This window comes from Niveispirillum fermenti (genome assembly GCF_052474395.1).
In genome coordinates this window covers 2,838,386-2,860,248 of the sequence record NZ_CP156681.1, presented here as the reverse complement: position 1 = coordinate 2,860,248, position 21,863 = coordinate 2,838,386, and the positions used below count along the sequence as shown (strand labels likewise).

Annotated in this window: 18 protein-coding genes; 6 read left to right on the top strand and 12 right to left on the bottom strand. The window is 64.9% G+C overall.

Going from position 1 to position 21,863, the window contains the following annotated elements; all coding sequences use genetic code 11:
• The first annotated feature begins 16 nt into the window (after positions 1–16).
• A complete protein-coding gene (locus ABC728_RS24455) occupies positions 17–1,843 on the top strand; it encodes an ABC-F family ATP-binding cassette domain-containing protein (protein WP_416620108.1) in 1,827 nt (608 codons plus the stop codon).
• A 119-nt stretch (positions 1,844–1,962) separates the two neighbouring features.
• Here ABC728_RS24455 and ABC728_RS24450 read toward each other — a convergent pair whose 3' ends face one another.
• The 3 genes from ABC728_RS24450 to gltX all read right to left on the bottom strand — a co-directional run bounded on the left by ABC728_RS24450 (position 1,963) and on the right by gltX (position 5,033).
• On the bottom strand, positions 1,963–2,115 hold the full coding sequence (locus ABC728_RS24450; RefSeq protein ID WP_416620109.1) for a hypothetical protein: 153 nt from the start codon (positions 2,113–2,115) through the stop codon (positions 1,963–1,965).
• 76 nt (positions 2,116–2,191) lie between these two features.
• On the bottom strand, positions 2,192–3,520 hold the full coding sequence (gene gltA / locus ABC728_RS24445) for a citrate synthase (RefSeq protein WP_416620110.1): 1,329 nt from the start codon (positions 3,518–3,520) through the stop codon (positions 2,192–2,194).
• Between the two features lie 109 nt (positions 3,521–3,629).
• Positions 3,630–5,033 carry a glutamate--tRNA ligase gene (gltX, locus tag ABC728_RS24440; RefSeq protein WP_416620111.1) on the bottom strand — a complete coding sequence of 468 codons (1,404 nt, stop codon included), beginning with the start codon at positions 5,031–5,033 and terminating at the stop codon, positions 3,630–3,632.
• Between the two features lie 300 nt (positions 5,034–5,333).
• Here gltX and ABC728_RS24435 point away from each other — a divergent pair, with 300 nt between their 5' ends.
• Complete coding sequence (locus ABC728_RS24435; protein ID WP_416620112.1) at positions 5,334–7,409, top strand: ComEC/Rec2 family competence protein; 2,076 nt, start codon at positions 5,334–5,336, stop codon at positions 7,407–7,409.
• 32 nt (positions 7,410–7,441) lie between these two features.
• Here ABC728_RS24435 and ABC728_RS24430 read toward each other — a convergent pair whose 3' ends face one another.
• The 7 genes from ABC728_RS24430 to uvrC form a co-directional block, all read right to left on the bottom strand.
• Entirely contained in the window at positions 7,442–8,134 is a 693-nt protein-coding gene (locus tag ABC728_RS24430) for a glutathione S-transferase N-terminal domain-containing protein (protein ID WP_416620113.1), read from the bottom strand.
• A 126-nt stretch (positions 8,135–8,260) separates the two neighbouring features.
• The gene (locus tag ABC728_RS24425; protein ID WP_416620114.1) at positions 8,261–9,943 is read right to left on the bottom strand and encodes a methyl-accepting chemotaxis protein; all 1,683 of its coding nucleotides are present in this window, start codon (positions 9,941–9,943) and stop codon (positions 8,261–8,263) included.
• 521 nt (positions 9,944–10,464) lie between these two features.
• Complete coding sequence (locus ABC728_RS24420) at positions 10,465–11,697, bottom strand: sensor histidine kinase (RefSeq protein WP_416620115.1); 1,233 nt, start codon at positions 11,695–11,697, stop codon at positions 10,465–10,467.
• A 168-nt stretch (positions 11,698–11,865) separates the two neighbouring features.
• Positions 11,866–12,342 carry a molybdenum cofactor biosynthesis protein MoaE gene (locus tag ABC728_RS24415; protein ID WP_416620116.1) on the bottom strand — a complete coding sequence of 159 codons (477 nt, stop codon included), beginning with the start codon at positions 12,340–12,342 and terminating at the stop codon, positions 11,866–11,868.
• Entirely contained in the window at positions 12,342–12,593 is a 252-nt protein-coding gene (gene moaD / locus ABC728_RS24410) for a molybdopterin converting factor subunit 1 (RefSeq protein WP_416620165.1), read from the bottom strand. Before moaD ends, ABC728_RS24415 begins: the two co-directional genes overlap by 1 nt.
• 24 nt (positions 12,594–12,617) lie before the next feature.
• Entirely contained in the window at positions 12,618–13,178 is a 561-nt protein-coding gene (pgsA, locus tag ABC728_RS24405) for a CDP-diacylglycerol--glycerol-3-phosphate 3-phosphatidyltransferase (RefSeq protein ID WP_416620117.1), read from the bottom strand.
• Positions 13,179–13,223: 45 nt separating this feature from the next.
• Positions 13,224–15,152 (bottom strand): excinuclease ABC subunit UvrC, encoded by a 1,929-nt coding sequence (gene uvrC, locus ABC728_RS24400; RefSeq protein ID WP_416620118.1) that lies wholly within the window; start codon positions 15,150–15,152, stop codon positions 13,224–13,226.
• A 721-nt stretch (positions 15,153–15,873) separates the two neighbouring features.
• Between uvrC and ABC728_RS24395 the strand changes: the two genes are divergently transcribed.
• The gene (locus ABC728_RS24395; protein ID WP_416620119.1) at positions 15,874–16,431 is read left to right on the top strand and encodes a phasin family protein; all 558 of its coding nucleotides are present in this window, start codon (positions 15,874–15,876) and stop codon (positions 16,429–16,431) included.
• Between the two features lie 351 nt (positions 16,432–16,782).
• Here the strand turns inward: ABC728_RS24395 and ABC728_RS24390 are convergent, their stop codons facing one another.
• Positions 16,783–18,045, bottom strand: a complete 1,263-nt coding sequence (locus ABC728_RS24390; RefSeq protein WP_416620120.1) for a hypothetical protein — start codon at positions 18,043–18,045, stop codon at positions 16,783–16,785.
• Positions 18,046–18,400: 355 nt separating this feature from the next.
• On the opposite strand from ABC728_RS24390, the gene ABC728_RS24385 reads away from it, so the two are divergent.
• Entirely contained in the window at positions 18,401–19,009 is a 609-nt protein-coding gene (locus tag ABC728_RS24385; RefSeq protein WP_416620121.1) for a hypothetical protein, read from the top strand.
• Between the two features lie 77 nt (positions 19,010–19,086).
• Here the strand turns inward: ABC728_RS24385 and ABC728_RS24380 are convergent, their stop codons facing one another.
• Positions 19,087–20,127 carry an MBL fold metallo-hydrolase gene (locus ABC728_RS24380; protein ID WP_416620122.1) on the bottom strand — a complete coding sequence of 347 codons (1,041 nt, stop codon included), beginning with the start codon at positions 20,125–20,127 and terminating at the stop codon, positions 19,087–19,089.
• 192 nt (positions 20,128–20,319) lie between these two features.
• Between ABC728_RS24380 and ABC728_RS24375 the strand changes: the two genes are divergently transcribed.
• Together ABC728_RS24375 and ABC728_RS24370 are read left to right on the top strand one after the other, a co-directional pair.
• A complete protein-coding gene (locus tag ABC728_RS24375) occupies positions 20,320–20,505 on the top strand; it encodes a hypothetical protein (RefSeq protein ID WP_416620123.1) in 186 nt (61 codons plus the stop codon).
• A 227-nt stretch (positions 20,506–20,732) separates the two neighbouring features.
• Positions 20,733–21,803: an OmpA family protein gene (locus tag ABC728_RS24370; protein ID WP_445376527.1), complete on the top strand. Its 1,071-nt coding sequence runs from the start codon at positions 20,733–20,735 to the stop codon at positions 21,801–21,803.
• Positions 21,804–21,863: the final 60 nt, after the last annotated feature.

Here is a 21,863-nt window from a genome sequence, read left to right as displayed (position 1 = left end):
ACCGGACCCTTGTGCCATGGCCCCGAACAATCCCGCCCTTGTCGCCCTCGCCGGCGCCTCCGTCCATCTGGGCTCCACCACCCTGTTCGAGAATATCGACGTGTCGGTGGCACGGGGGGAGAAGATCGCCCTTGTCGGCCGCAACGGATCGGGCAAGTCGACCTTGATGAAATGCCTGGCCGGCATCATCGATATCGACAGGGGCGAACGGTTCGTGCAGCCCGGCGCCCGTGTCGCCCATCTGGCCCAGGAACCGGATTTCACCGGCTTTCCCACCGTGGCCGAGTTCGTGGCTGGTGGCCAGGCCGAACCCCTGCAATATCGCGTGGACGCGGTCCTGGAGGCGCTGGACCTGCCGGGCGACCGGGCCTGTGCCACGCTGTCCGGCGGTGAATCGCGCCGTGCCGCCCTGGCCCGCGCCCTGGTGGATGAACCCGATGTGCTGCTGCTGGACGAGCCGACCAACCATCTGGACATCCCAACCATCCTGTGGCTGGAAAAGGAGTTGCAGCAGTTCCGCGGCGCGCTGCTGCTGATCTCCCACGATCGGGCGTTCCTGCAGAACCTGTCCAAGCGCATCCTGTGGCTGGATCGCGGCGTGTTGCGCACGACCGACCGCCCCTTCTCCGACTTCGAGACATGGCGCGACGAGGTGTTCAAGGAGGAGGAGGCGACCTATCACAAGCTGGACCGCAAGATCCAGGCGGAATTGAAATGGATGTGGGAGGGCGGCATTTCCGGCCGGCGCACCCGCAATATGGGCCGCGTGCGGCGCCTGCAGGGCATGCGCCAGGACCGGGCCGACCGCATCCGGTCGCGCCAGGTGAACTTCGCCGTCGCAGAGGGGGACACGTCCGGAAAGCTGGTGGTGGAGGCGGAGAACATCTCCAAGAGCTTCCAGGGGCCGGGGGGCGAGCGGGTCATCTGCCGCGATTTCTCCACCCGCATCCTGCGGGGTGACAAGGTGGGCCTGATCGGCCCCAACGGGGCCGGCAAGTCGACCATCCTGAAGATGCTGACGGGCGAACTGGCCCCCGATGGCGGCGCCATCCGGCTGGGCACCAATCTCCAGACCATCGTCTTCGACCAGCGCCGCGCGCAGTTGAACCCCAACGACACGCTGCGCCAGGTGCTGCTGCCGGAAGGTGGGGACAGCATCTGGGTCGGCGGCAAGCCGCGCCATATCGCCGGTTACCTGAAGGATTTCCTGTTCGACCCGTCGATGATGGAACAGCCCGTGCGGGCGCTGTCGGGCGGGGAGCGCAACCGCCTGCTTCTGGCCAAGCTGTTCGCCCAGCCCAGCAACCTGATGGTGCTGGACGAGCCGACCAACGATCTCGACATGGACACGCTCGACCTGCTGGAGGAGGTGCTGGCCGACTATGACGGCACGCTGCTGCTGGTCAGCCACGACCGCGACTTCCTGGACCGGCTGGTGACCAGCACCATCGCCGTGGAGGGGGATGGCGATGTCAGCGAATATGCCGGCGGTTACAGCGATTACCTGATCCAGCGCAAGGATCGGGACGAGGCGGCGCGCCCCGCCGCCACCCGGCCGGCCGCGTCACCCGCGTCACCCCCACCGGCCGCCGCGCCGAAGGCCAGGAAGAAACTGTCCTTCAAGGAGAACCGGGAACTGGAGGAACTGCCCACCCGGATCGAAGCGCTGGAAAAGAAGATCGCGCAATTGAACGCGAAGATGGGGGACCCCGCCTTCTATGGCAAGGACCCCAAGGGTTTCGCCAAGGCGACGGGGGATCTGACCAGCGCCCAGGCAGACCTGTCGGCAGCCGAGGAGCGCTGGCTGGAGCTTGAGGCCCTGCGCGAGGAACTGGAGGGCTGACCTGCCGGCCCGGCTTTATAAGCCCAAGCCCCCATGACACGCCCCCCATGACAAAGGCCCCGTCACGAAGGATGTGGCGGGGCCTTTGTCATGGGGGGCTGTCGGTGGCGGCGCGGCCGCTATCGGAATGCGATGGCCGACCAGGCAAGGCCACCCAGGATGCCGAACAGCAACAGCATGCGAACCGCCCGGCCCAGGCGCTTGGCCAGGGGGGCCGGATTGTCGTTTGCCGCATGCGGGGGGCGCCATAGGAAGGGGGTGGTGCCGGACATGTCCAAGGCACCACGGGCAGCCCCACGGGCGGCCCTTGAAGGGCCGCCCGCCTTGCCGTTGTGGCTATGCTTGCGCTCAGCCACGCTGATGCGCCGGAACGAAGTCGCGCTGCTGCTCACCGGTATAGAGCTGGCGCGGACGGCCGATCTTCTGGCCGGGGTCCTCGATCATCTCCTTCCACTGGCTGATCCAGCCGACGGTGCGGGCCAGGGCGAACAGCACGGTGAACATGCTGGTCGGGAAGCCGATGGCCTTCAGGATGATGCCCGAATAGAAATCGACATTCGGGTACAGCTTCTTCTCGATGAAGTACGGGTCGGACAGGGCGATACGCTCCAGCTCCACCGCGATGTCCAGCAGCGGATCGTCCTTGATGCCCAGATCGGCCAGCACGGCGTCGCAGGTCTGCTTCATGACCTTGGCGCGCGGGTCGTAATTCTTGTAGACGCGATGGCCGAAACCCATCAGGCGGAAATTGTCGTTCTTGTCCTTGGCGCGGGCCACGAACTCAGGGATGCGGTCCTTGTGGCCGATCTCCTCCAGCATCTTCAGCACGGCTTCGTTGGCGCCGCCATGGGCAGGGCCCCACAGGCTGGCGATGCCGGCGGCGATGCAGGCGAACGGGTTGGCACCCGACGAACCCGACAGGCGGACCGTGGAGGTCGACGCATTCTGCTCGTGATCGGCATGCAGGATGAAGATGCGGTCCATCGCCTTGGCGATCACCGGGTTCACCTTGTACGGCTCGCACGGGACGCCGAAGGTCATGTAGAGGAAATTCTCCGCATAGCCCAGGTCGTTGCGCGGATACATGAAGGGCTGGCCGACGGAGTACTTGTAGGCCATCGCGGCGATGGTCGGCAGCTTCGCGATCAGGCGATGCGAGGCGATCATGCGCTGCTTGGGATCGTTGATGTCGGTGCTGTCATGATAGAAGGCCGACAGGGCGCCGACAACGCCGCACAGGATGGCCATCGGATGCGCGTCGCGGCGGAAGCCGCGGTAGAACTGGGTCAGCTGCTCATGCACCATGGTGTGGCGCGTGATGGTGGCCTCGAACTCCTGCTTCTGCTTCGGGGTGGGCAGTTCGCCATGCAGCAGCAGGTAGCAGACCTCCATGAAGTCGGACTGTTCGGCCAACTGCTCGATCGGATAGCCACGATGCAGCAGGATGCCTTCATCGCCATCGATGAAGGTGATGGCCGACTCGCACGAAGCCGTGGACGTGAAACCCGGGTCGAAGGTGAAGCAGCCCGTTGCCCCGTAAAGCTTGCGGATGTCGATGACATCCGGCCCCGTCGTGCCGTGTTGGATGGGCAAGGTCACCTGCTTGCCCGTCCGGTTGTCGATCAGGGTCACCGTATCGGCGGTTCCAACGCCCGCCGTCTGGGTTGTCTGGCTCATGTTCGGCACGTCCTCAAGGGTTTCGTTATGGGGTTATCGCCCCAAATCTTTGCGATGTGGGGCGGAGTTTAGTGCCGCGCCGCAGCGAGTGCAACGCAACAGCACTTTCTTAACCACGGATTTTGACATCTTCCATACGTGAGAGGGCCTCCTCACGTCCGAGAATTTCCGCGACCTCAAAAATCGGGGGTGAAACGGTGGTTCCGGTCAAGGCGGCGCGCAGCGGCTGTGCCACCTTGCCAAGCTTGAGACTATTGGCTTCGGCGAAATCACGCACGATGCCCTCCAGGGCGACGGCCGACCATTCGGCGGAGCCGGCGAAACGCGCGGCAAGCTCCGCGACCTGGCCCCGTACCTCATCGGTCAGCAGGGCGGCGGCCTTGGCGTCGAGCGCCAGCGGGCGGGACGCGAACAGGTAGAGCGCGCCGTCAGCCAGTTCGATCAGCGTCTTCACGCGCGGCTTGAAGCCGGGAATGGAACGCAGGAAGCGGTCCTTCTCCGCGTCGGTCAGGGCGCGGCCGATCTTCGCTTCGATGAAGGGGGCGGTCAGGGTGGCCAGGCGCGCATCATCCGTTTCCCGGATATAATGGGCGTTCAGGTTCTCCATCTTCGCGAAGTCCAGGCGCGAGGGCGACCGGCCGATGCCTTCCAGCGTGAACCATTCGATGGCCTGCTCGGTGGAGATGATCTCCGCATCGCCATGGCCCCAGCCCAGGCGCAGCAGATAGTTGCGCATGGTTTCCGGCAGGAAGCCCATGTCGCGATAGGCCTCGATCCCCAGCGCGCCATGCCGCTTGGACAGCTTGGCCCCGTCCGGGCCATGGATCAGGGGGATATGCGCGAATTCCGGCGCCGCCCAGCCCATGGCGTTATAGATCTGAAGCTGACGGAACGTGTTGGTCAGGTGGTCGTCGCCGCGCACGACATGCGTTACACCCATGTCGTGATCATCCACCACAACCGCCAGCAGATAGGTGGGGGTGCCGTCGGAGCGCAGCAGGATCAGGTCGTCCAACTGGTTGTTCTGCACCCGAACCTCGCCCTGCACATGGTCGGCGACCACGGTTTCGCCTTCCCGGGGGGCCTTCAGACGGATGGCGGGTGCGATGCCGGCCGGCGCCTCCGAGGGGTCGCGGTCGCGCCAGCGCCCGTCATAGCGCGGCTGCTGTCCCGCGGCCTTCTGCGCCTCGCGCATCGCGTCCAGTTCCTCCGGCGTGCAATAGCAGCGGTAGGCCGTGCCATTGGCCAGCATCTGTTCCACCACGTCGGCGTGGCGGTCCTTGCGCTCGAACTGGCTGACGGCGTCGCCGTCCCATTCCAGGCCCAGCCATTTCAGACCGTCCAGGATGGCATCCACGGCCCCCTGCGTGGACCGCGCGCGGTCCGTATCCTCGATCCGCAGCAGGAACCGGCCCCCATGATGCTTGGCGAACAGCCAGTTGAACAGGGCCGTGCGGCCGCCGCCGATATGCAGGTAACCGGTGGGCGAGGGGGCGAAGCGGGTGACGATCATCGTGAAATCTCTTGGGAGAACCCGGAGGGCAAAGCTGTTTGACGGGTGGTTTAGCACAGGGCCGCCAACCCTGAACAGCGCGCCCCCGGGGTGGCTACCCCCGCGAAAAGTCGTGGGTTGCGCAAAGTTGCCGTCCAGTGGGAACTGCCCGGTCGTGCAGGGGCGGCCGGTCCCGGCCTTCCGCGTCCGGCAAGATCGGAGAATGCGGCGGCACGAAACCCAAAGATGATAGATGCCGACATTTCCTCTACTAATACTCCCCATCGGTGTTGACGGGCGGTTCGGGGACGGTCGGGCGGCATGGGATCGGACAAGGGCGGATGGAAGGGGCTGGAACGGCTGTCAGCGCCCTTCCTGGCGGAGCGGCAGCGCTGGATATTGTGGTTTCCGGTCTTTGTCGGCATCGGCAGCGCCCTCTATTTCAGCCTGTCATATGAGCCGCCTTCCTGGATGGGGGCCGCCATGCTGGCGGCAGGCACGGGTCTGGCGTTGGCGGCCCAGGTGCGGCGGCCCCAATGGGCGGCGGCCATCTGGATCACCCTGGTCGCCTGCGCCCTGGGCTTCACGGCGGGCCAGTACCGGACCCATCGTGTGGCCGCCCCTGTCCTGTTGTCGGAAATCGGCCCGACGGGGGTAACGGGGCGCGTGCTGCGGGTGGAACCGCTGGCGAATGGCATGCGCCTGGTCCTGACCGATGTCTCGATCTATGGATTGCCGCCCGACCGGACGCCCCACCTGCTGCGCCTGCTGGTCCGGGCCAAGGTGTCGCCGCCGGAGATCGGGCAGCCCGTGCGCCTGTTCGCCCGTGTCGGCCCGCCGGGTGATCCGGTCGAGCCGGGGGCGTTCGATTTCCGCCGTCACCTTTATTTTCAGGGGATTGGCGGCAGCGGCTTCGTCCTGGGGCCGCCGCGCCTGCTGGGGATGCCGGATGAGGCCTTCTCGCTGGAGCGCTGGCGGCAGGCCATTGCCGCGCGGGTGGAAAAGCGGCTTTCCGGGGCAGCGGCCGGTGTGACCACGGCGCTGCTGAACGGCCAGCCCAGTTCCATTCCCGAAGCCGATCTTGTGGCCATGCGGGAGGCGGGCCTTCAGCATCTCCTTTCCATCTCCGGCCTGCATATCGGGCTGGTGGCAGGACTGGTCTTTCTGGTGCTGCGGGGGGGCATGGCGCTGTGGCCGGCCTTTGCCCTGCGCCATGCAATCAAGAAATATGCGGCTGTTGGCGCGATGGCGGCCGCCCTGTTCTACATGCTGATGGTCGGGGCGCCTGTGCCGACGCAGCGGTCGGTGCTGATGACGGGGATCATGCTGCTGGCCGTGCTGGCGGATCGCAGCCCGTTTTCAATGCGGGTCGTGGCCATGGCGGCGCTGGCCGTGATGCTGGTCCAGCCGGAATCCATCACCGGGCCCAGTTTCCAGATGTCGTTCGCGGCCGTCATCGCGCTGATCGCCGCCTATGAGGTGGTGACGCCCTGGATGGCGGCGCGACGGCGCGACGGGGTGACATGGTGGGGACGGGCCCTGACCTATGCCGGGGGCCTGACGCTGACATCGGTGGTGGCCGGCTTCATCACCGTTCCCTTCGGCCTGCACCATTTTCAGCAGATGCAGAATTACGGCCTGCTGGCCAATTTGATCGCCGTGCCGGTCACCAGTTTCTGGGTGATGCCCTGGGGCCTTATCGTCTATCTGCTGATGCCGCTGGGGCTGGAGGGCTGGGCGATCGTGGCCATGGGCTGGGGGGTGGAGGCCATCCTGTGGGCGGCCCATCTTGTGTCGGCCCTGCCCGGTGCAGCCACCATGCTGCCTCATCTGCCCATGTCGGGGCTGGCCATCGTCACCTTGTCCTGCCTGTGGCTCTGTCTTTGGCAGGGGCGGGTGCGGCTGCTGGGGCTGGCCGGCATCCTGGCCGGGCTGTTGACCATGCCGCTGGCCGACAGGCCGGATATCCGCATCGGCGGGGAGGGCAAGGTGATCGCCGTTCGGCTGGCCGATGGCGGGCTGGCGGTTTCAACCCGCCGGACGGGCCGCTTCGACAGCGATGCCTGGGCCCAGCGCGACGGGCTGTCCGGTCCCGTCCGGACCTGGCCGCGGCAGGGCACCCCGGATGGCCGGCTGCGCTGCCGGGATGGGGGGTGCATTTACAGCCTGAACGGCCGGCGCGTGGGACTGGTCCTGGATGCGGCGGCGGCCGGCGGGCTATGCGCGGCTGGGCTGGATGCCGTCCTGTCGCGCTGGCCCTTGCCGGGCTGCGAGGCGCCGCTGGTGATCGACGAAGCCGTCCTGACGGCAAGGGGCGCACACGCGCTCCACCTGCGTCGGGATGGCATCGCCGTGGTGGCCACCCGCGCGGCACCCGGTGCCCGCCCCTGGGAATGATGCACGGGGGCGGGCGGGTCTTCCGGCGGCTTTCAGGGCTTCTTGCCGTAAAGGTTCGCGCGCTCCTCGTCCGACATGGGCGCACCGGCGGGGCGCACCTTGTCCGCCAGCAGGGCCAGGCCGCGCTGCACGGCGGGCCGGGCGGCGATGGCATTGAACCAGCGCTGGACGTTGGGATAATCGTTCAGGTCGATATCATATTTCGGCGCGCTGCGTACCCAGGGGAAGGTGGCCATGTCGGCGATGCCATAGGCGTCGCTGCCAAGATAGGCGGTCTCGCCCAGCCGCGTATTGGCGACCTTCAGCAGCCGCCTGGACTCGTTGCGGTAGCGTTCGATGCCGTAGGGCACCTTCTCCGGGGCATAAAGGATGAAATGGCCGGCCTGCCCGAACATGGGGCCGACGCCGCCCATCTGCCACATCAGCCACTGCACATGGCTGTACCATTCGGCCGGGTCCTGTGGCCGGAACTTGCCGGTCTTTTCCGCCAGATAGATCAGGATGGCGCCGCTCTCGAACAGGCTCAGCGGTTTGCCGCCCGGTCCGTCGGGATCAACGATGGCCGGCATGCGGTTGTTCGGCGCGATCTTCAGGAAGTCGGGCTTGAACTGATCGCCACTGCCGATATTGACGGGATGCACATCATAGGGCAGGCCCATTTCCTCCAGCGCGATGGAGACCTTGTAACCATTGGGGGTGGGCCAGACATGGAGTTGGATGGTCATTGTCGATCCTTTGTCGAAGGATGTTCGGGAGGATATGCCCGCACCCTAACGACAAAGAATTGGCCGGGAAAGTGCGGGTGCGCACAGCACCCGCCCGATCCCGGCCTGACAGGACATGGCAATGCGTCAGGCGGCGCGGATGTCCGCCAGGAACCTCTCCACCTGTGTGCGCAGATGTTCGGATTGCTGGGCCAGTTCGCGCGCGGCACCCAGAACCTGGGTGGCGGAGGCACCGGTCTGGGCCGCAGCTTCCGTCACCTGGCTGACATTGGCGGAAACCTCCTGCGTGCCCATCGCGGCCTGCGACACGTTGCGGGAAATCTCGGTGGTCGAGGCGCCCTGCTGTTCCATGGCGGCCGCAATGGAGGTTCCGATCTCCGACACGGACTGGATCGTATGGCCGATGGAGCGGATGGCCGTCACCGAACTGTCCGTGGCCTGCTGCACGGAATTGACCTGGGCGGCGATCTCTTCCGTCGCCTTGGACGTCTGGTTGGCCAGCGCCTTCACCTCCGACGCCACGACGGCAAAGCCCTTGCCGGCTTCTCCGGCGCGGGCCGCCTCGATGGTGGCGTTCAGGGCCAGCAGGTTGGTCTGCCCGGCAATATCCTGGATCAACTGCACGACGGCGCCGATCCGGCCCGCGGCCTCTGCCAGGCCGGCGACGGTATTGTCCGTCTGGCGCACTTCGGCAAAGGCGCGGTCGGAGATGGTCTTGGACCGGGTGACCTGGCTGTTGATCTCGGTGATGCTGGCGGCCATTTCCTCCGCCGCGGCGGCCACGGTCTGAACGTTGGCCGTGGTCTGTTCGGCGGCAGCAGCGGCGGCGGCGGCCTGACGGTTGGTCTCCTCCGCGATGGCGCTCATCGACTGGGCCGTGGCGTCCAGTTCGGTCGCGGCGGCGCTCACGGCGCGCAGCACGGCGGTGGCCTTGTCGTCAAAACCCCGGATCAGGTCGGCGATCAGCGCGGCGCGACGTTCCTTGGCGGCTTCCTCCTGCTTCTGGGCTTCGGCCAGCCGGTCGGCCTCGATCAGCCCTTCCTTGAAGACCTGAACGGCGCGTGCCATGTCACCGACCTCGTCACGGCGCTCCCCGCCTTCGACGGTCGCCGTCAATTCGTGCCGGGCCAGACGGTTCATGGTGTCGGTCATGCCGCGAACCGGCTTCACGACGCTGGAAATCAGCGTCCAGCCCGCGGCAAGGCAGGCCAGCACGGCAACGGCCAGCATGATGGTCGTGGAAGTGTTGCTGGATGAAACGGTGTCGCCGATATTCTGCGCCGCGTCCGCCGCCGCCCTGGTGTTGAGGGCGACCAGTTCGTTCAGGGTCTCCTGCGCCTCCTGATAGAGCGGGGCCAGTTCCTCGCGCATCATCGTCCCGGCCTTCTCCGTCTCATTATTGTGCGACAGGACGATCAGCCGGCCCCATCCCTGTTCATACCGTCCCCATTGCGTATTGAACCGGTTGTAGAGGGCCCGTTCCCCGTCGGAGGAGATCAGCGGCTCGTAAAGAGCCTTGGCTTTGGCCATGGCGGAGAGGTCGGCGGCGATCACATCTTCCAGCTTGCGCATCTCGGCCCCGTCCAGGGCCAGGATATGCTGGAACTGTGTGTTGCGGGTGCTCAGCGCAGCGATGTTGATGGCGGAGAGCGACTGCACCGACGGCAGGGCATTGTCGCTGACCAGCGCCGATGCGTCCGCCACGGAACCCAGCCGGTTCAACGAGAACAGTCCCAGCAGGATGGTGAGCAGCAGGATACCCACAAAGGCGCCGGTGACGCGGGCTTTCAGGGAGACATTATTAAGCATGGTGGACCTACCAGAGGTTATAGGTCAAATGGGATAGTCCCTTAATTCATACTCCTGAAGATTTGAAGGTCACAATCTATGCGGACGGTTACACCCTTGCGCTGTCGCCCGTCGCCCATCACCAGCAACTCTGCCCGCAGGTTTGTGAAACCGGCTGCCGGCTGATCTCCCCAGAATCTGTGGATAAGTCTGTGGCCAATGCGACGGTAACTGCGTATAGGCCAAGCGGCCTGCCAGACTCCGCGATATGCCTATTCTTTAGGCAATTGTAACTGGCCGGGAAAGTTCCATTGATGGATGACATGGTCACATAAAATCTGGAAAACCATTTTACAACAGATAGTTGACCCCGATCCTGCTGCAGGTTTGCGGCAGGGAACCCTGGGAGGGGGGACAATTCACGTCGGTTCAGGCATGCGCAGGGCGCTGGCCGTAATTCCGCGGCCCTGTGCTGGTTGCAATGCGTTGCAACCAGGATGAAGCGGAAAACACCCGTGGATAAATCAAGGCCCCTTGCACCCTTAGGATGTCGGGGTGCGCCGCTCTGGTGTGCTCGCTGGCAGACGCACGCTGATCACGGTACCGATGCCCGGTGCCGTGTCGATGTCCAGCGTGCCGCCCAGCATTTCCACGAAGCGCCGGGTCAGGGGCAGGCCCAGGCCCGTGCCTTTCGGGTGCGGTTTGTCGGCCTGCCGCACCTGGCCGAATGGCTTCATGGCCGTGGGCAGGTCCTGAGCCGCGATGCCGATCCCGGTATCGCGGATGACCAGGATCACGGCGCCGCCGCCGGTCGCCTCGTTGACTTCCACCGTCACCCGGCCGCCGCGCGGGGTGAACTTGATGGCGTTCGATGCCAGGTTCAAGACGATTTGCCGCACTTTCTCCGGGTCGGTGCGGATGCGCAGCGGTGTCTGCGGAATGTTGACATCCAGCGTGATGCCGCTGCCTTCCGCCAGTCGCCACAGCATGCGCGCGCTGTCCTGTACGGTGCGACCGATATCGATGTCCCGGATATTCAGGGTCTCGGCCCCGGCTTCCACCCTGGCCAGGTCCAGCGTGCCGTCCACCAGGGCCAGCAGGTGCGTCGCGGCCTGGTGGATATCGATGGCATAGTCGCCATATCGCGGATCGGCATGGGGGCCGTGGGCGGCATCGCGGATCAGTTCGGCGAAACCCAGGATGGCGTGCAACGGGGTGCGCAACTCGTGCGCGGCGCGGGACAGCGTGTCGATGCCGGGCGTGACCTCGGTCGCCGCCGGCTCCTGGCCTTGCGTCAATAGCTTGCGTTCGGCTCGTTTCAGCAGTTCCAGCACTTCGGTCAGACGACAGGCCCGTTCCGCGGCTGTCTGCTCTGCTGTCATCAGCCGCTGCTGCCGGTGGGCATGGGCAAGCAGCCTTGCCTGCAATTCATCGATCTCGCCGGGGCGGTCCATTGCCTCCAGTGCGCCTAGTTCCAGCGCCCTGACCCGCAATCCGGGTGCGATGGCGTCACCGATCAGCAGGATGCCGGGTTCCACCGGCAGGCCGGCCGCGCGGATGTCCGCGACCACGGCCAGCGGATCGTCCAGGCAGGCCATGTCCAGCACGAGCAATGTGGGGGCAATGGCCCGGCAGGCGGACAAAGGGGTGTCGCCGACGCGCAGGAACCGGAGTGCCGCGGGCGGTGTGAGGCGTTCGAGCGGGGCAGGGGCGGGATAGTACGCGGCGCGCCCCCCGGCAACGAGAATTGTTGTGATGCCGTCCTTGGTGGACATTTCCAGACTGGTGCTGTGAATACTGAGCCTATTTTTGACACAGCCGGGGGCCGTTTGTCGCGCGCAACCACCCGCATACCCCCTCTGGAGAGAGGGCATAGGCCGATGATGCCGGGCAGGGCGGGTGCCGGTAGCGGGTGGATTGCAGGGCGGTGGATTGCAACCGGTTCAGGTCGCGGGGCCTTCCCAGCGCCTGCTGGCAGCGTCGTCAGTTTCGCGGGCCGCCACCCAGCGGCCGCCTTCGCCCGTATCCTCCAGCTTCCAGAAGGGCGCCTTGGTCTTCAGCCAGTCCATCAGGAACTGGCAGGCGGAAAAGGCCGCTTCACGATGGGCCGATGCGCAGGCGACAAGCACGATGCGTTCCCCGGGCTCCATCCGCCCGAACCGGTGGATGATGAGGCAGGCTGACAAGGGCCAGCGTGCCCGCGCCTCCGCCTCGATGGCGGTCAGTTGGCGTTCGGTCATGCCGGGATAATGTTCCAGCGTCAGGGCCCGTACCGTTCCGGCCGCTTCCCCGGCATCGGGATGCAGGTCACGCACCAGCCCGACAAAGCTGCACAGGCCGCCGATGCCGGCATTCCCGGCCGTCAGGGTATCCAGTTCGGCCCCGATGTCGAAATCGTCACGCTGGACCCTGACCGTCATCAGCCCCCCGTCACGGGCGGAAACAGCGCCACCTCGTCCCCTGCCGCGATGGCATGGGAAACGGGGACATATTCCTGGTTCACCGCCACCTTCACGACATCCAGATTGGCCAGCGCGTCGGCATAGCCGGGGCCGCGGCCGCGCAGCCATTCCAGCAGGCCGGCCACGTCGGCCACCCCGTCGGGCAGGGCGACCCGCTCCTCCGCGATGCCGATCTTCGTGCGCAGCCAGGCGAAATAGAGCAGCTTCAGCATACGCCCCTCGTCCTTTCCGGTTCAGTTCGGGTTCAGCATGTGGCGCAGCCCGGCGCGCAGATAATCCCAGCCTGTCACCAGCGTCAGGATGGCGGCGATCCACAGGCCGACCTCCCCGATCAGGGTCACGGGCCAGCCGGGCGGGCCGTCGACCCCGACGATCAGCCAGCCGATGGCCACCATCTGAATGCCGGTTTTCCATTTTGCAAGCCGGCTGACGGGAACGGAAATGCGCAGGCCCGCCAGGAATTCGCGCAGGCCCGAGACCATCACCTCCCGCAGCAGGATGATGATGGCGGGAATGATGGCCAGCCCGTCGATCTTGTCCACCTGCACCAGCATCATCAGCACGGCAGACACCAGCAGCTTGTCGGCGATGGGGTCCAGGAACTTGCCGATGACGCTTTCCTCCCGCCAGACACGGGCCAGATACCCGTCGAACCAGTCGGTGATGCAGGCAGCGCTATACAGGCCAAGGGCCGTCCAGGCGCTCCAGGCGCCCGGAAAGAAGAACAGCGCGATGACCACGGGGATCACCGCGATGCGCGACAGGGTCAGGATGTTGGGCAGGCTTGTCAGCATGGGGTCCGGGGCTGGGGAAGGGATCGGGCGTCGACGGGGCGCATCCTATCCCTCCCCGTGGAAGTGATCATAGATGATTCTGGCCACGGCCTTGGAGATACCCTCAACGGTTTCCAGATCGGCCAGCCCGGCCCGTGAAACGGCCCGTGCGGAGCCGAAATGCAGCAACAGCGCCTTCTTGCGCCGCGGCCCGATTCCCTGGATCTCGTCAAGGGGTGAAACGGTGATGGCCTTCTCCCGCTTGGCGCGATGGGTGCCGATGGCGAAGCGGTGTGCCTCATCGCGCAAACGCTGGAGATAATAGAGGACGGGGCTCTTGTGTTCCATGCCGAAGGGCGGGCGCTCCGGCATGAAGAAACGTTCGCGCCCCGCGTCGCGATCCGGCCCCTTGGCGATGGCCACCAGGGGGACGTCCTCGATCCCCAACTCGGCCATCACCTCCATCACCACGGCCAGTTGCCCTTCGCCGCCATCGATCAGGACCAGGTCGGGCCAGCTTTCGCCGGACCTTTCCGGGTCCTCCTTCAGCGCGCGTTCGAATCGGCGGGTGAAGACTTCCCGCATCATGGCGAAATCATCCCCGGCCGCGCCTTCGGCACGGATCGTGAACTTCCGGTAGGCATTCTTGATGAACCCGTCGGGTCCCGCCACGATCATGGCCCCGATGGCATGCGCGCTCTGGATATGGCTGTTGTCATAGACCTCAATGCGGCGCGGCGGCTCGGGCAGGCCGAACGCCTCGGCCACGCCGGCCAGCAGCCGGGCCTGACTGCCCGTTTCGGCCAGGCGCCGTCCATGGGCATCACGCGCATTGTTGACCGCGTGGTCGATCAGCCGCTTCTTGTCCCCCCGCCGGGGCACATGCAATTCCACCCTCTGCCCGGCCCGCACCGACAGGGCCTCCTGCAACAGGGGCTGCTCGGGCAGGTCGTGGCTGACCAGGATCAGGGCTGGTGCCGCCTTGTTGTCATAGAATTGCGCGATGAAGGAAGACAGGACCTCCTCAACCTCCAGCACCTTGTCATGGCTGGGAAAATAGGCGCGGTTGCCGTAATTGCGCCCGCCACGGAAGAAGAAGACCTGGATGCAGGTGGTGCCGCCATCCTGGAAGGCCGCGATGATGTCGGCATCATCCACGCCCTCGACATTGATGTCCTGATGGGCCTGGATGGCGGTCAGGGCGCGGATGCGGTCGCGCAGCTTGGCGGCCCGCTCGAACTCCAGCGCCTCCGCCGCAGCCTGCATGTCGGACGCCAGTTGCGCCTGGATGTCCCGGCTGCGGCCTTCCAGGAACTGCCGGGCCTCGCGCACCTGCTGCTCATATTCCACGGTGCCGACCTTCTCCACGCAAGGTGCGGTACAGCGCTTGATCTGGTATTGCAGGCAGGGACGGGTGCGGCTGTTGAAGATCGTGTCGGCGCAGGTACGCAACTGGAAGGCCCGCTGAAGCGCTGTCAGCACCCGGTTGACCGCACCAGCCGATGCAAAGGGACCGTAATAGCTGCCGGGTTCCGTCCTGGCGCCACGATGCTTGGTCAATTGCGCAAAGGCGTGGCCGCCGCGGATCAGGATATGCGGGAAGGTCTTGTCGTCGCGCAGCAGGACATTATAGCGCGGCATCAGCTTCTTGATCAGGTTCGACTCGAGCAGCAGCGCCTCCACCTCCGTGTGGGTGGTGACGAACTCCATCTGCGTGGTCTCGGCGATCATACGCTGAAGGCGGATCGGCAATTTCAGCGGCAGCGTATAGTTGGTGACACGCTTCTTCAGGCTACGTGCCTTGCCGACATAGAGCGCATCGCCGTCATCATTCAGCATGCGATAGACGCCGGGCCGGTCCGGCAGCGTGCGCAGATAGGCTTTGATGACCTCAACGCCGCGGTTGAGGTCGGCGACCGGCCGCTTCTGCTTCGCGGATGCGGCATCATGCGGAGCGGTCTGGTCGGGCATTCTCTGATCGGCGTCGTCAGTCATGGCCCAGCATGTGGCCCATCCGCCCACAATGGTCAATCACCTGTTGCCCGGCCGGGTGCCAGAGGCCCCGACCCGGCCGAAGGTAATAGAAGGCCGACCTATGGCCAGGGCTGCCCTATCCATCCGGAAGGGGTGGCATGGGTGATCCGGGCTGTGCAGGATTTCCACGGAATCTGTGGATAAGTCTGCGGAAAAGTGCGGGGGCGGATGGTGGGGAGCCAGGGAACCCGCGGCTTTTGCATGATTGATGAAAATTTAGGCAGAAAAATACTAACCCATTGTTATAAATAAATATTTTCTTGTGAGTGGCAGAGGTCCGCCGGCATGGCAACTATTCAAGGGCTTGACTTTGGCGCGGGGGCTTGCGTAGCGCGGGTCATCGTCATTCCTGTGTAAAAGTTTAGGACCATGGGCGCAGCGGGCAGGATGTTATTCGCCTTGATGGAACTGGCCGCGCATGACCAATTCGTTAAGCTTTCGTTTACGTGGCGTGACAGGGGGTGGGTCGGCGCCAGTGGCCACCTGTCGCTGTGACTGGCTTCCTTTGACAAGACCATTGTCTTTGAGCCCGGTTGTGAGAGGCTCGCCCTCACCGATGCGCTGTTCATGTTGTGATTATTTCGCCTGTTCCACTCTATCGGTTCGTAACAGCGAGGGCGTTGATATCTGAGGATTTTTGTGCGCTGCAACAAAGAAGTTGACTAAAAAGTCGGCAAAGTGCATGATGTCCTCATCCTATGTTGCGGCGCAGCAGCGTTTCGCCGCGACCTTCCGCAATAGTGACAGCTTTCAGGGGAAGATCATGGCCGCGCCCAAGAACCCGTTCGTGGATTTCGATTATACCAAGCTTTTCGACCCGAACCGTCTGACGGACTTCCAGAAGGCTTTCTTCGATTTCAAGCTGCCCAGCCCCGACGTGGAAGGTCTGGTCGCGGTCCAGCGCCGCAATGTTGAAGCCATTGTCGCAGCGAACCAGCTTGCCATCGAAGGCTATCAGGCTGTCGCCCGCCGTCAGGCCGAGATTGTCCGCCAGTCCCTGGAAGAGACCTCCACCATCGTCACCGAACTGCTGGCCGCCGGCACGCCGGAGGACAAGGTTGCCAAGCAGGCGGCGCTGGTGAAGGCGTCGTTCGAGAAGGCGTCCGCCAACCTGAAGGAACTGTCCGAACTGGTGGCAAAGTCGAACACGGAAGCTGCGGAAGTTCTTTCCAAGCGCGTCAAGGAAAGCATCGAGGAATTGCAGGGCGTGCTGGCCAAGGCCACCGCCAAGAAGGCCTGATCGCACGCCTGATACCAACTTGCGATGAGTTCTCCTCATCGCAAGTTGGTCCGGCGGCGACCGACGCCGTGCCGCTTGCGCGGCGTCGCCAAGCCAACGAATGTTGGCGTCGGTAATTTTGCGGTGATCAGAACAAATAGGTTCTGATCACCGCAAAATAGTATGACTTACCATGCCTTTGAAAAGGGGTATGGCATTGGTGTGTGGCCATTGCAGGGCCGCTCCGGGAAACCGGGGCGGCCCTTTCATTGGTGCGTCCTACCTTGCGTGCAGAGACCAAAGAAAAACCCCGTTTCGAACCGAAACGGGGTTTTTCACTGGAACCGTATCTTTGTGACGCCCGTGTCCCTGTCAGCCGCGCGGCTGCTGCGGCGGGGGCAGGTGGGACCGGTAGGATGGGAAGGGGATGGGCCGCTGCTCTTCCTTGCGGCTGGCTGAAATCTCGATCTCCATCCGCGCGATGACCTTGCGCAGCTCATGCAGCGCGTCGGTCAGCCCCTGAACGCCTCCGGACTGGTTCTTCCAGGCCCGATACGCCTCGGCGGAAACCTTGGCGGCGGCATCCATCCGCTCGTCGGCGGGCTGTGTCGGTGTTTCCGCCGCTTCCAGCCGGGCCGGGTTGCGTTGCTGCTGGCGATAGGGATAGACGGTCTCCGTCGGTCCTTCTGCGATGCCCGGATCAGCGGCAGCACGGTCGGGTGCCGGCGTTCGGTCGCGTTCGAAGTCACGCGGCGGCCGGTTGCCACCTTCCAGCCGGTCACGCCCGAAACGTTCATTGCGCTGGGGGCCGGGCTGGCCACCCTGCGGGTAACGCGGGACACCACCGGAAAGGGGACGGCGCTGGTCGCCGCCCTGCTGGCCACGGTTTTCGCCACCGCGCTCGCCGCCACGACCCTCACCTCGGTCACCGCCACGTGCTTCGCGATCACCGCGGAATTCCTGGCGGTCGTGCCGGCCCTCGCGTGGCTCACGCGGGGGCCGGTTGTCCCGACCCTCGAAACGGCGGGGCGCGCCTTCCCCGGCGCGACCACTGTCATGTTGCAACGGCAACTCGCGCTGGGGAAGGCTGGCGGGTGCCGCTTCCTGTGCGGTCTGCGCGGGTCCGTCCTGTACCGGCGCTGGCTGTGCCGGCGCTGGCTGTGCCGGCGCGGCCGGAGCGGTCGCAACCGGAGGCGGCACGGCAGCCGCCGGCGCGGCGGCCGCAGCGACAGGCTCCATCACAGCCGGGGTTTCCTGTGCGACGGGTTGCTCCGTCATCGCATCAGCCTTGCTAACGGCCTGACGGGGGGACCGGCGCGCCGGACGCGGCGTATCGGCTTTCTCCGCCTTGGCTTCCGGTTTGGACGCGGGCGTTTCAACGGCGGCCGGGGCTGCCGTGGGGGCTGCGGGCGTGTCGATGACCGGCGTGTCCATGTCCGACCCCGCCGTCACGCCTGCGGCCTCAGCCTTGCGGACGATATAGGAGATCGCACTGGGCGTGCAGTCGAATTCACGCGCGATGGCAGACAGGGTCGCACCCGCCTTGTAACGCTCCAGAATTCGCGGCCAAGCGGACTGCGGAATTCGGCCCCGGCGCTTCGGGGACTCCGCATCAACTTCGGTTTCGGCGTTCAAGATATCACTCGGTTGCCAGAGAGGCTCATGCGTCATTGAGCGGGTTCGCGGAAAAGGCAGAACACGATCCGGCAAGTTTTCTCTTGACCGGAACCCCGGATGGGATTCGTGAAGGTCAAGCCTGCCGATAACGGGGGTCTGCCAGATTTTGTGTTTCCAGATATGGGGGAATTACGAACGAAATGAAAGCAGGAACAGCGTTGTGAAGGCAAAAAAATCGATCAGGTCCCCCCTGTCCGTGCCGAACAGTCCGCCAGCGCAACGATATCGGTTTCATGCGCACTTGCAGGCGTCGCCCGGTTGAGGCAAAGTCTTGCCCGATCCGATATCGCGCAACGCTGCCCCGGGCTTCTCCATGCAGATCTTCCGTCCGGCCCTTCGCGCCGCCGCCGCCGCTGCCACTGTTGCAGCCCTGGTCTTCAATCCTGCTGTCGCGGCTACCGCGAAGGGGATTTGTTACACTGACAAGGAATTCGAAGCGGAGCAGGGGATTCGCCTGCATACGGAACTGATGGTGGTCGGCCTGACCTGCCAGTATCTGGACGTGAAGGGCGAGACCAGCCTGTTCAATCAGTACAAGCTGTTCACGCTGAAATATCAGAAGAATGTGCAGGAGTGGGAACGCACCCTGATCGCTTATTACAAGCGCACGACGAAGGGCAATGCCACCCGCACGTTCGACAGCTTTCGCACCCGACTGGCGAACGAGGCGTCGCAGCGCGCCATCGCCCTGACAACGCCCGTCTTCTGCGGGACGCATGCGCTTGGCGTGGCCGACGTGATGCGGGCCAGCCTGGAGGATATCCGGAGCGGTCTCGTGCCGGAGGGCAACGGGCTGCGCATGGCCAACGCGCCGCGATGCGACCGGCCCCTGCCGCCCAATCTGGTGGCCGATGCCGGCCTGACCCCGCCGGCGCGTGCGTCGGGGGCGGCGGCCGGCGCGGTGAAGTCCAGCCCGCAATAAACCCCCCGGCATGGCGGCGGCCTGACGAAGGCGGCGCCGTCGCGTCCGGACGGCTTGCGCCGTCACGGAATCTGTCGTCACCGGGTTGCGGCGAACAGCAGCACGCCGTCATCGCGCCTTGACCGCGTCACACGGCCTGTATTGACCAGATGATTGAGATGGGCCAGCGCCTCGCCGGCGGCGAAGGTCATCTGATGAACATCCAGCGGGCGATGAAACATCAGCCGTGTGATGTCGGCGACGGTCCGTGGCTGGTCGCGGCAGGCCGCTTCAGCCTCGTTCAGCCTTTCCTGGTGGTGACGGACCAGTTCATCGATGCGGCCATGCAGGTCGCGGAAAGGGTGCCCGTGGGAGGGCAGGACGAGGGTATCCTGCGGCAGTGTGCGCAGGCGGGACAGCCCGTCCAGGAATTCCGCGAGCGGGTCGGATTCCGGGTCCGCCGGCCAGACGCTGACATTGGGGCTGATCCGCGGCAGAACCATGTCACCGGCGATCAGGACGCGGTCCGCCGGGTCGTACAGGCACGCATGCTCGGGCGAATGCCCGCCGGAAGTGATGATCTGCCAGTCCGTGTCGCCGATCCGCACCTGCTTGCCGCCCTGCAGGCGGCGGTGCCGGGCGGGCACACCGGGAACCGCGCGGGAATAGGCATGGACCCGCTCCACCAGCCCGGCCAGCATGGCCGGGTCCAGCGCCATGGAAGCGTAGAATTCGCGCTCTGCCTCCGCGAACGACTCCGACTTGTCCAGGTGCAGCATGCGGGCCAGAAGCCATTCGGCCTGGCTCATCCACAAGGGCGCGCCGAAGCGCTGGCAAAGCCAGTCGGCCAAGCCGATATGGTCGGGATGGAAATGCGTGACCACGACGCGGGACACGTGCCGGTCGGCCAGCGGGCCTTCCAGCAGCCCTTCCCACAGGGAACGGCACAGACGGCTGGAGACGCCAGTATCCACCACGGCCCAGGCCGGCTGGCCATCGGCCGTGCGGTCATCCAGCACCCATACGTTGATATGGTTGAGTGCGAAGGGCAAAGGCAACCGGATGGAACGGATACCGGTGGCCACCTGCACCACTTCCGGCAGTTCCACCTGGGGGAGGGCATGGATCGATACGCTCACTTCCAAAGCCTTTCCTTCAGAAAATCCTTCTCTCTTGGCAACCATCCTGCGCCCACATCGATCGTCGCGCCAGTCCCGCGTCAGGATGGCTGGTGCCCGTTTCCTTCGCCGCGCCATACAAACTGTCATGGCCTGCGGGGTATTAGGCAGCCGACAGGGCCGGATGCCTTGGAGTTGGATTGAGGGGGAACCATGCAGGTGCGACAGGATTTCATCATAGAGATCGAGGAGGAGGCCCTGGGACTGGTTGTCGCCGGGGACGAGGACGTGGTGTTCCACGCCGTCCATCCTGGAGTGCAGCGTCTGCATGGCCGGCACTATCCGGATGCCCTATCGGCTCGTCTGGAAGCCATAAAAGCCTTTCGCGCCGCGGCATAGAACAAGAGCAAATGCTCGTCCGAAATTGTTCAGCCTAATGGGCTAGTATCTTTGGCCATAAAGTTGCCGTCTTGAGTTGGCACCACAATTTCTGTAAGCGTAATGTGACCGGGGCACGCTTGGATACGTCCGGCGCACCCGTGACAGAAAGACGACACCGTCAGGAAGACCCCCGTCGGGGGGTCGACTTCAAGACGGTTGTCCGAGGGCCCCCTTAAGGAGAATGAATGATGAAACTGCACCATTTGCTGATGGGTACTGCGCTTGCGCTCGTATTGCCCGTGACCGCTACGGCGCAGAGCCTTCCGGAGGGGCCCTATATCGGCTCCCAGGTCGGCGTCAACTGGCTGCAGGATGCCGATTTCAAGTCGGCGACCGCAACCAACAAGATCGACTATAACGAGGCTGTGACGGCCACCCTGTCCGCCGGCTATCAGTTCGGTGACGGCCTGCGCCTGGGTGTCGAAGGCGGCTACAACATTCACGAGCTGGACGGAATCAGCGGTGGTCCGGCCGGTGCCGCCATCGGTGACACCACCACCTTCACCCTGATGGGCGTGGTGGAAAAAGAATTCGCCACGGGCTCCGCCTTCCGCCCCTATGTTGGCGCTGGTCTGGGCTGGGGCTGGGTTGATACCGATGATGTCGGCCCGATCTTTGCTGCCGGCAATTATTCCAACAGCAAGGAAAATAATTTCGCCTACCAGTTGACGGCCGGCGTTTCCTATGCCCTGGCCAGCAACCTGGACTTGACCTTCGGTTATCGTTACCTGGCGATCGATGACGTGAAGTTCAACAAGGAGACGCCGAACTACAAGACCGATTACAACTCGCACAGCGTGCTGGTTGGTGTCCGCGCCGTGTTCGGTGCCGCCCCGGCCAAGCCGGTTCCGGCCACGACGACGGTTGCGCCCCCGCCGCCCCCGCCGCCGCCGCCCCCGCCGCCGCCCCCGCCGCCCCCGGCCATCAGCCGCAACTTCACGGTCTTCTTCGACTGGGATCGTTCCGTGCTGAGCGCCGATGCGCAGCAGGTTCTGCAGAACGTCGCCCGCGACGCGCAGGCGGGCAAGATCGTGGCGATCAGCATCGCCGGCCATGCCGACACCTCTGGCCCGGCCGACTACAACATGAAGCTGTCGCAGCGTCGCGCCGAGGCTGTGCGTGAATATCTGATCAGCCAGGGCCTGCCGGCCAATCAGATCGCCGTGGAAGCAAAGGGTGAATTGGATCTGCTGGTCCCGACCGCCGATGGCGTGCGCGAGCCGTCGAATCGCCGCGCCGTCATCCTGTTCCCCTGACCGGTCCATCCCCCGCCGGCGCTGGCCGGCGGGGGAAAACCGGATTGGAAAGAGGGCCGC

Bases quoted from the DNA above. Each gene is read 5' to 3' on its own strand.
- ABC728_RS24455 (WP_416620108.1), top strand. From the start codon at position 17: ATGGCCCCGAACAATCCCGCCCTTGTCGCCCTCGCCGGCGCCTCCGTC.
- ABC728_RS24450 (WP_416620109.1), bottom strand. From the start codon at position 2,115: ATGTCCGGCACCACCCCCTTCCTATGGCGCCCCCCGCATGCGGCAAAC.
- gltA (WP_416620110.1), bottom strand. From the start codon at position 3,520: ATGAGCCAGACAACCCAGACGGCGGGCGTTGGAACCGCCGATACGGTG.
- gltX (WP_416620111.1), bottom strand. From the start codon at position 5,033: ATGATCGTCACCCGCTTCGCCCCCTCGCCCACCGGTTACCTGCATATC.
- ABC728_RS24435 (WP_416620112.1), top strand. From the start codon at position 5,334: ATGGGATCGGACAAGGGCGGATGGAAGGGGCTGGAACGGCTGTCAGCG.
- ABC728_RS24430 (WP_416620113.1), bottom strand. From the start codon at position 8,134: ATGACCATCCAACTCCATGTCTGGCCCACCCCCAATGGTTACAAGGTC.
- ABC728_RS24425 (WP_416620114.1), bottom strand. From the start codon at position 9,943: ATGCTTAATAATGTCTCCCTGAAAGCCCGCGTCACCGGCGCCTTTGTG.
- ABC728_RS24420 (WP_416620115.1), bottom strand. From the start codon at position 11,697: ATGTCCACCAAGGACGGCATCACAACAATTCTCGTTGCCGGGGGGCGC.
- ABC728_RS24415 (WP_416620116.1), bottom strand. From the start codon at position 12,342: ATGACGGTCAGGGTCCAGCGTGACGATTTCGACATCGGGGCCGAACTG.
- pgsA (WP_416620117.1), bottom strand. From the start codon at position 13,178: ATGCTGACAAGCCTGCCCAACATCCTGACCCTGTCGCGCATCGCGGTG.
- uvrC (WP_416620118.1), bottom strand. From the start codon at position 15,152: ATGACTGACGACGCCGATCAGAGAATGCCCGACCAGACCGCTCCGCAT.
- ABC728_RS24395 (WP_416620119.1), top strand. From the start codon at position 15,874: ATGATGTCCTCATCCTATGTTGCGGCGCAGCAGCGTTTCGCCGCGACC.
- ABC728_RS24385 (WP_416620121.1), top strand. From the start codon at position 18,401: ATGCAGATCTTCCGTCCGGCCCTTCGCGCCGCCGCCGCCGCTGCCACT.
- ABC728_RS24375 (WP_416620123.1), top strand. From the start codon at position 20,320: ATGCAGGTGCGACAGGATTTCATCATAGAGATCGAGGAGGAGGCCCTG.
- ABC728_RS24370 (WP_445376527.1), top strand. From the start codon at position 20,733: ATGATGAAACTGCACCATTTGCTGATGGGTACTGCGCTTGCGCTCGTA.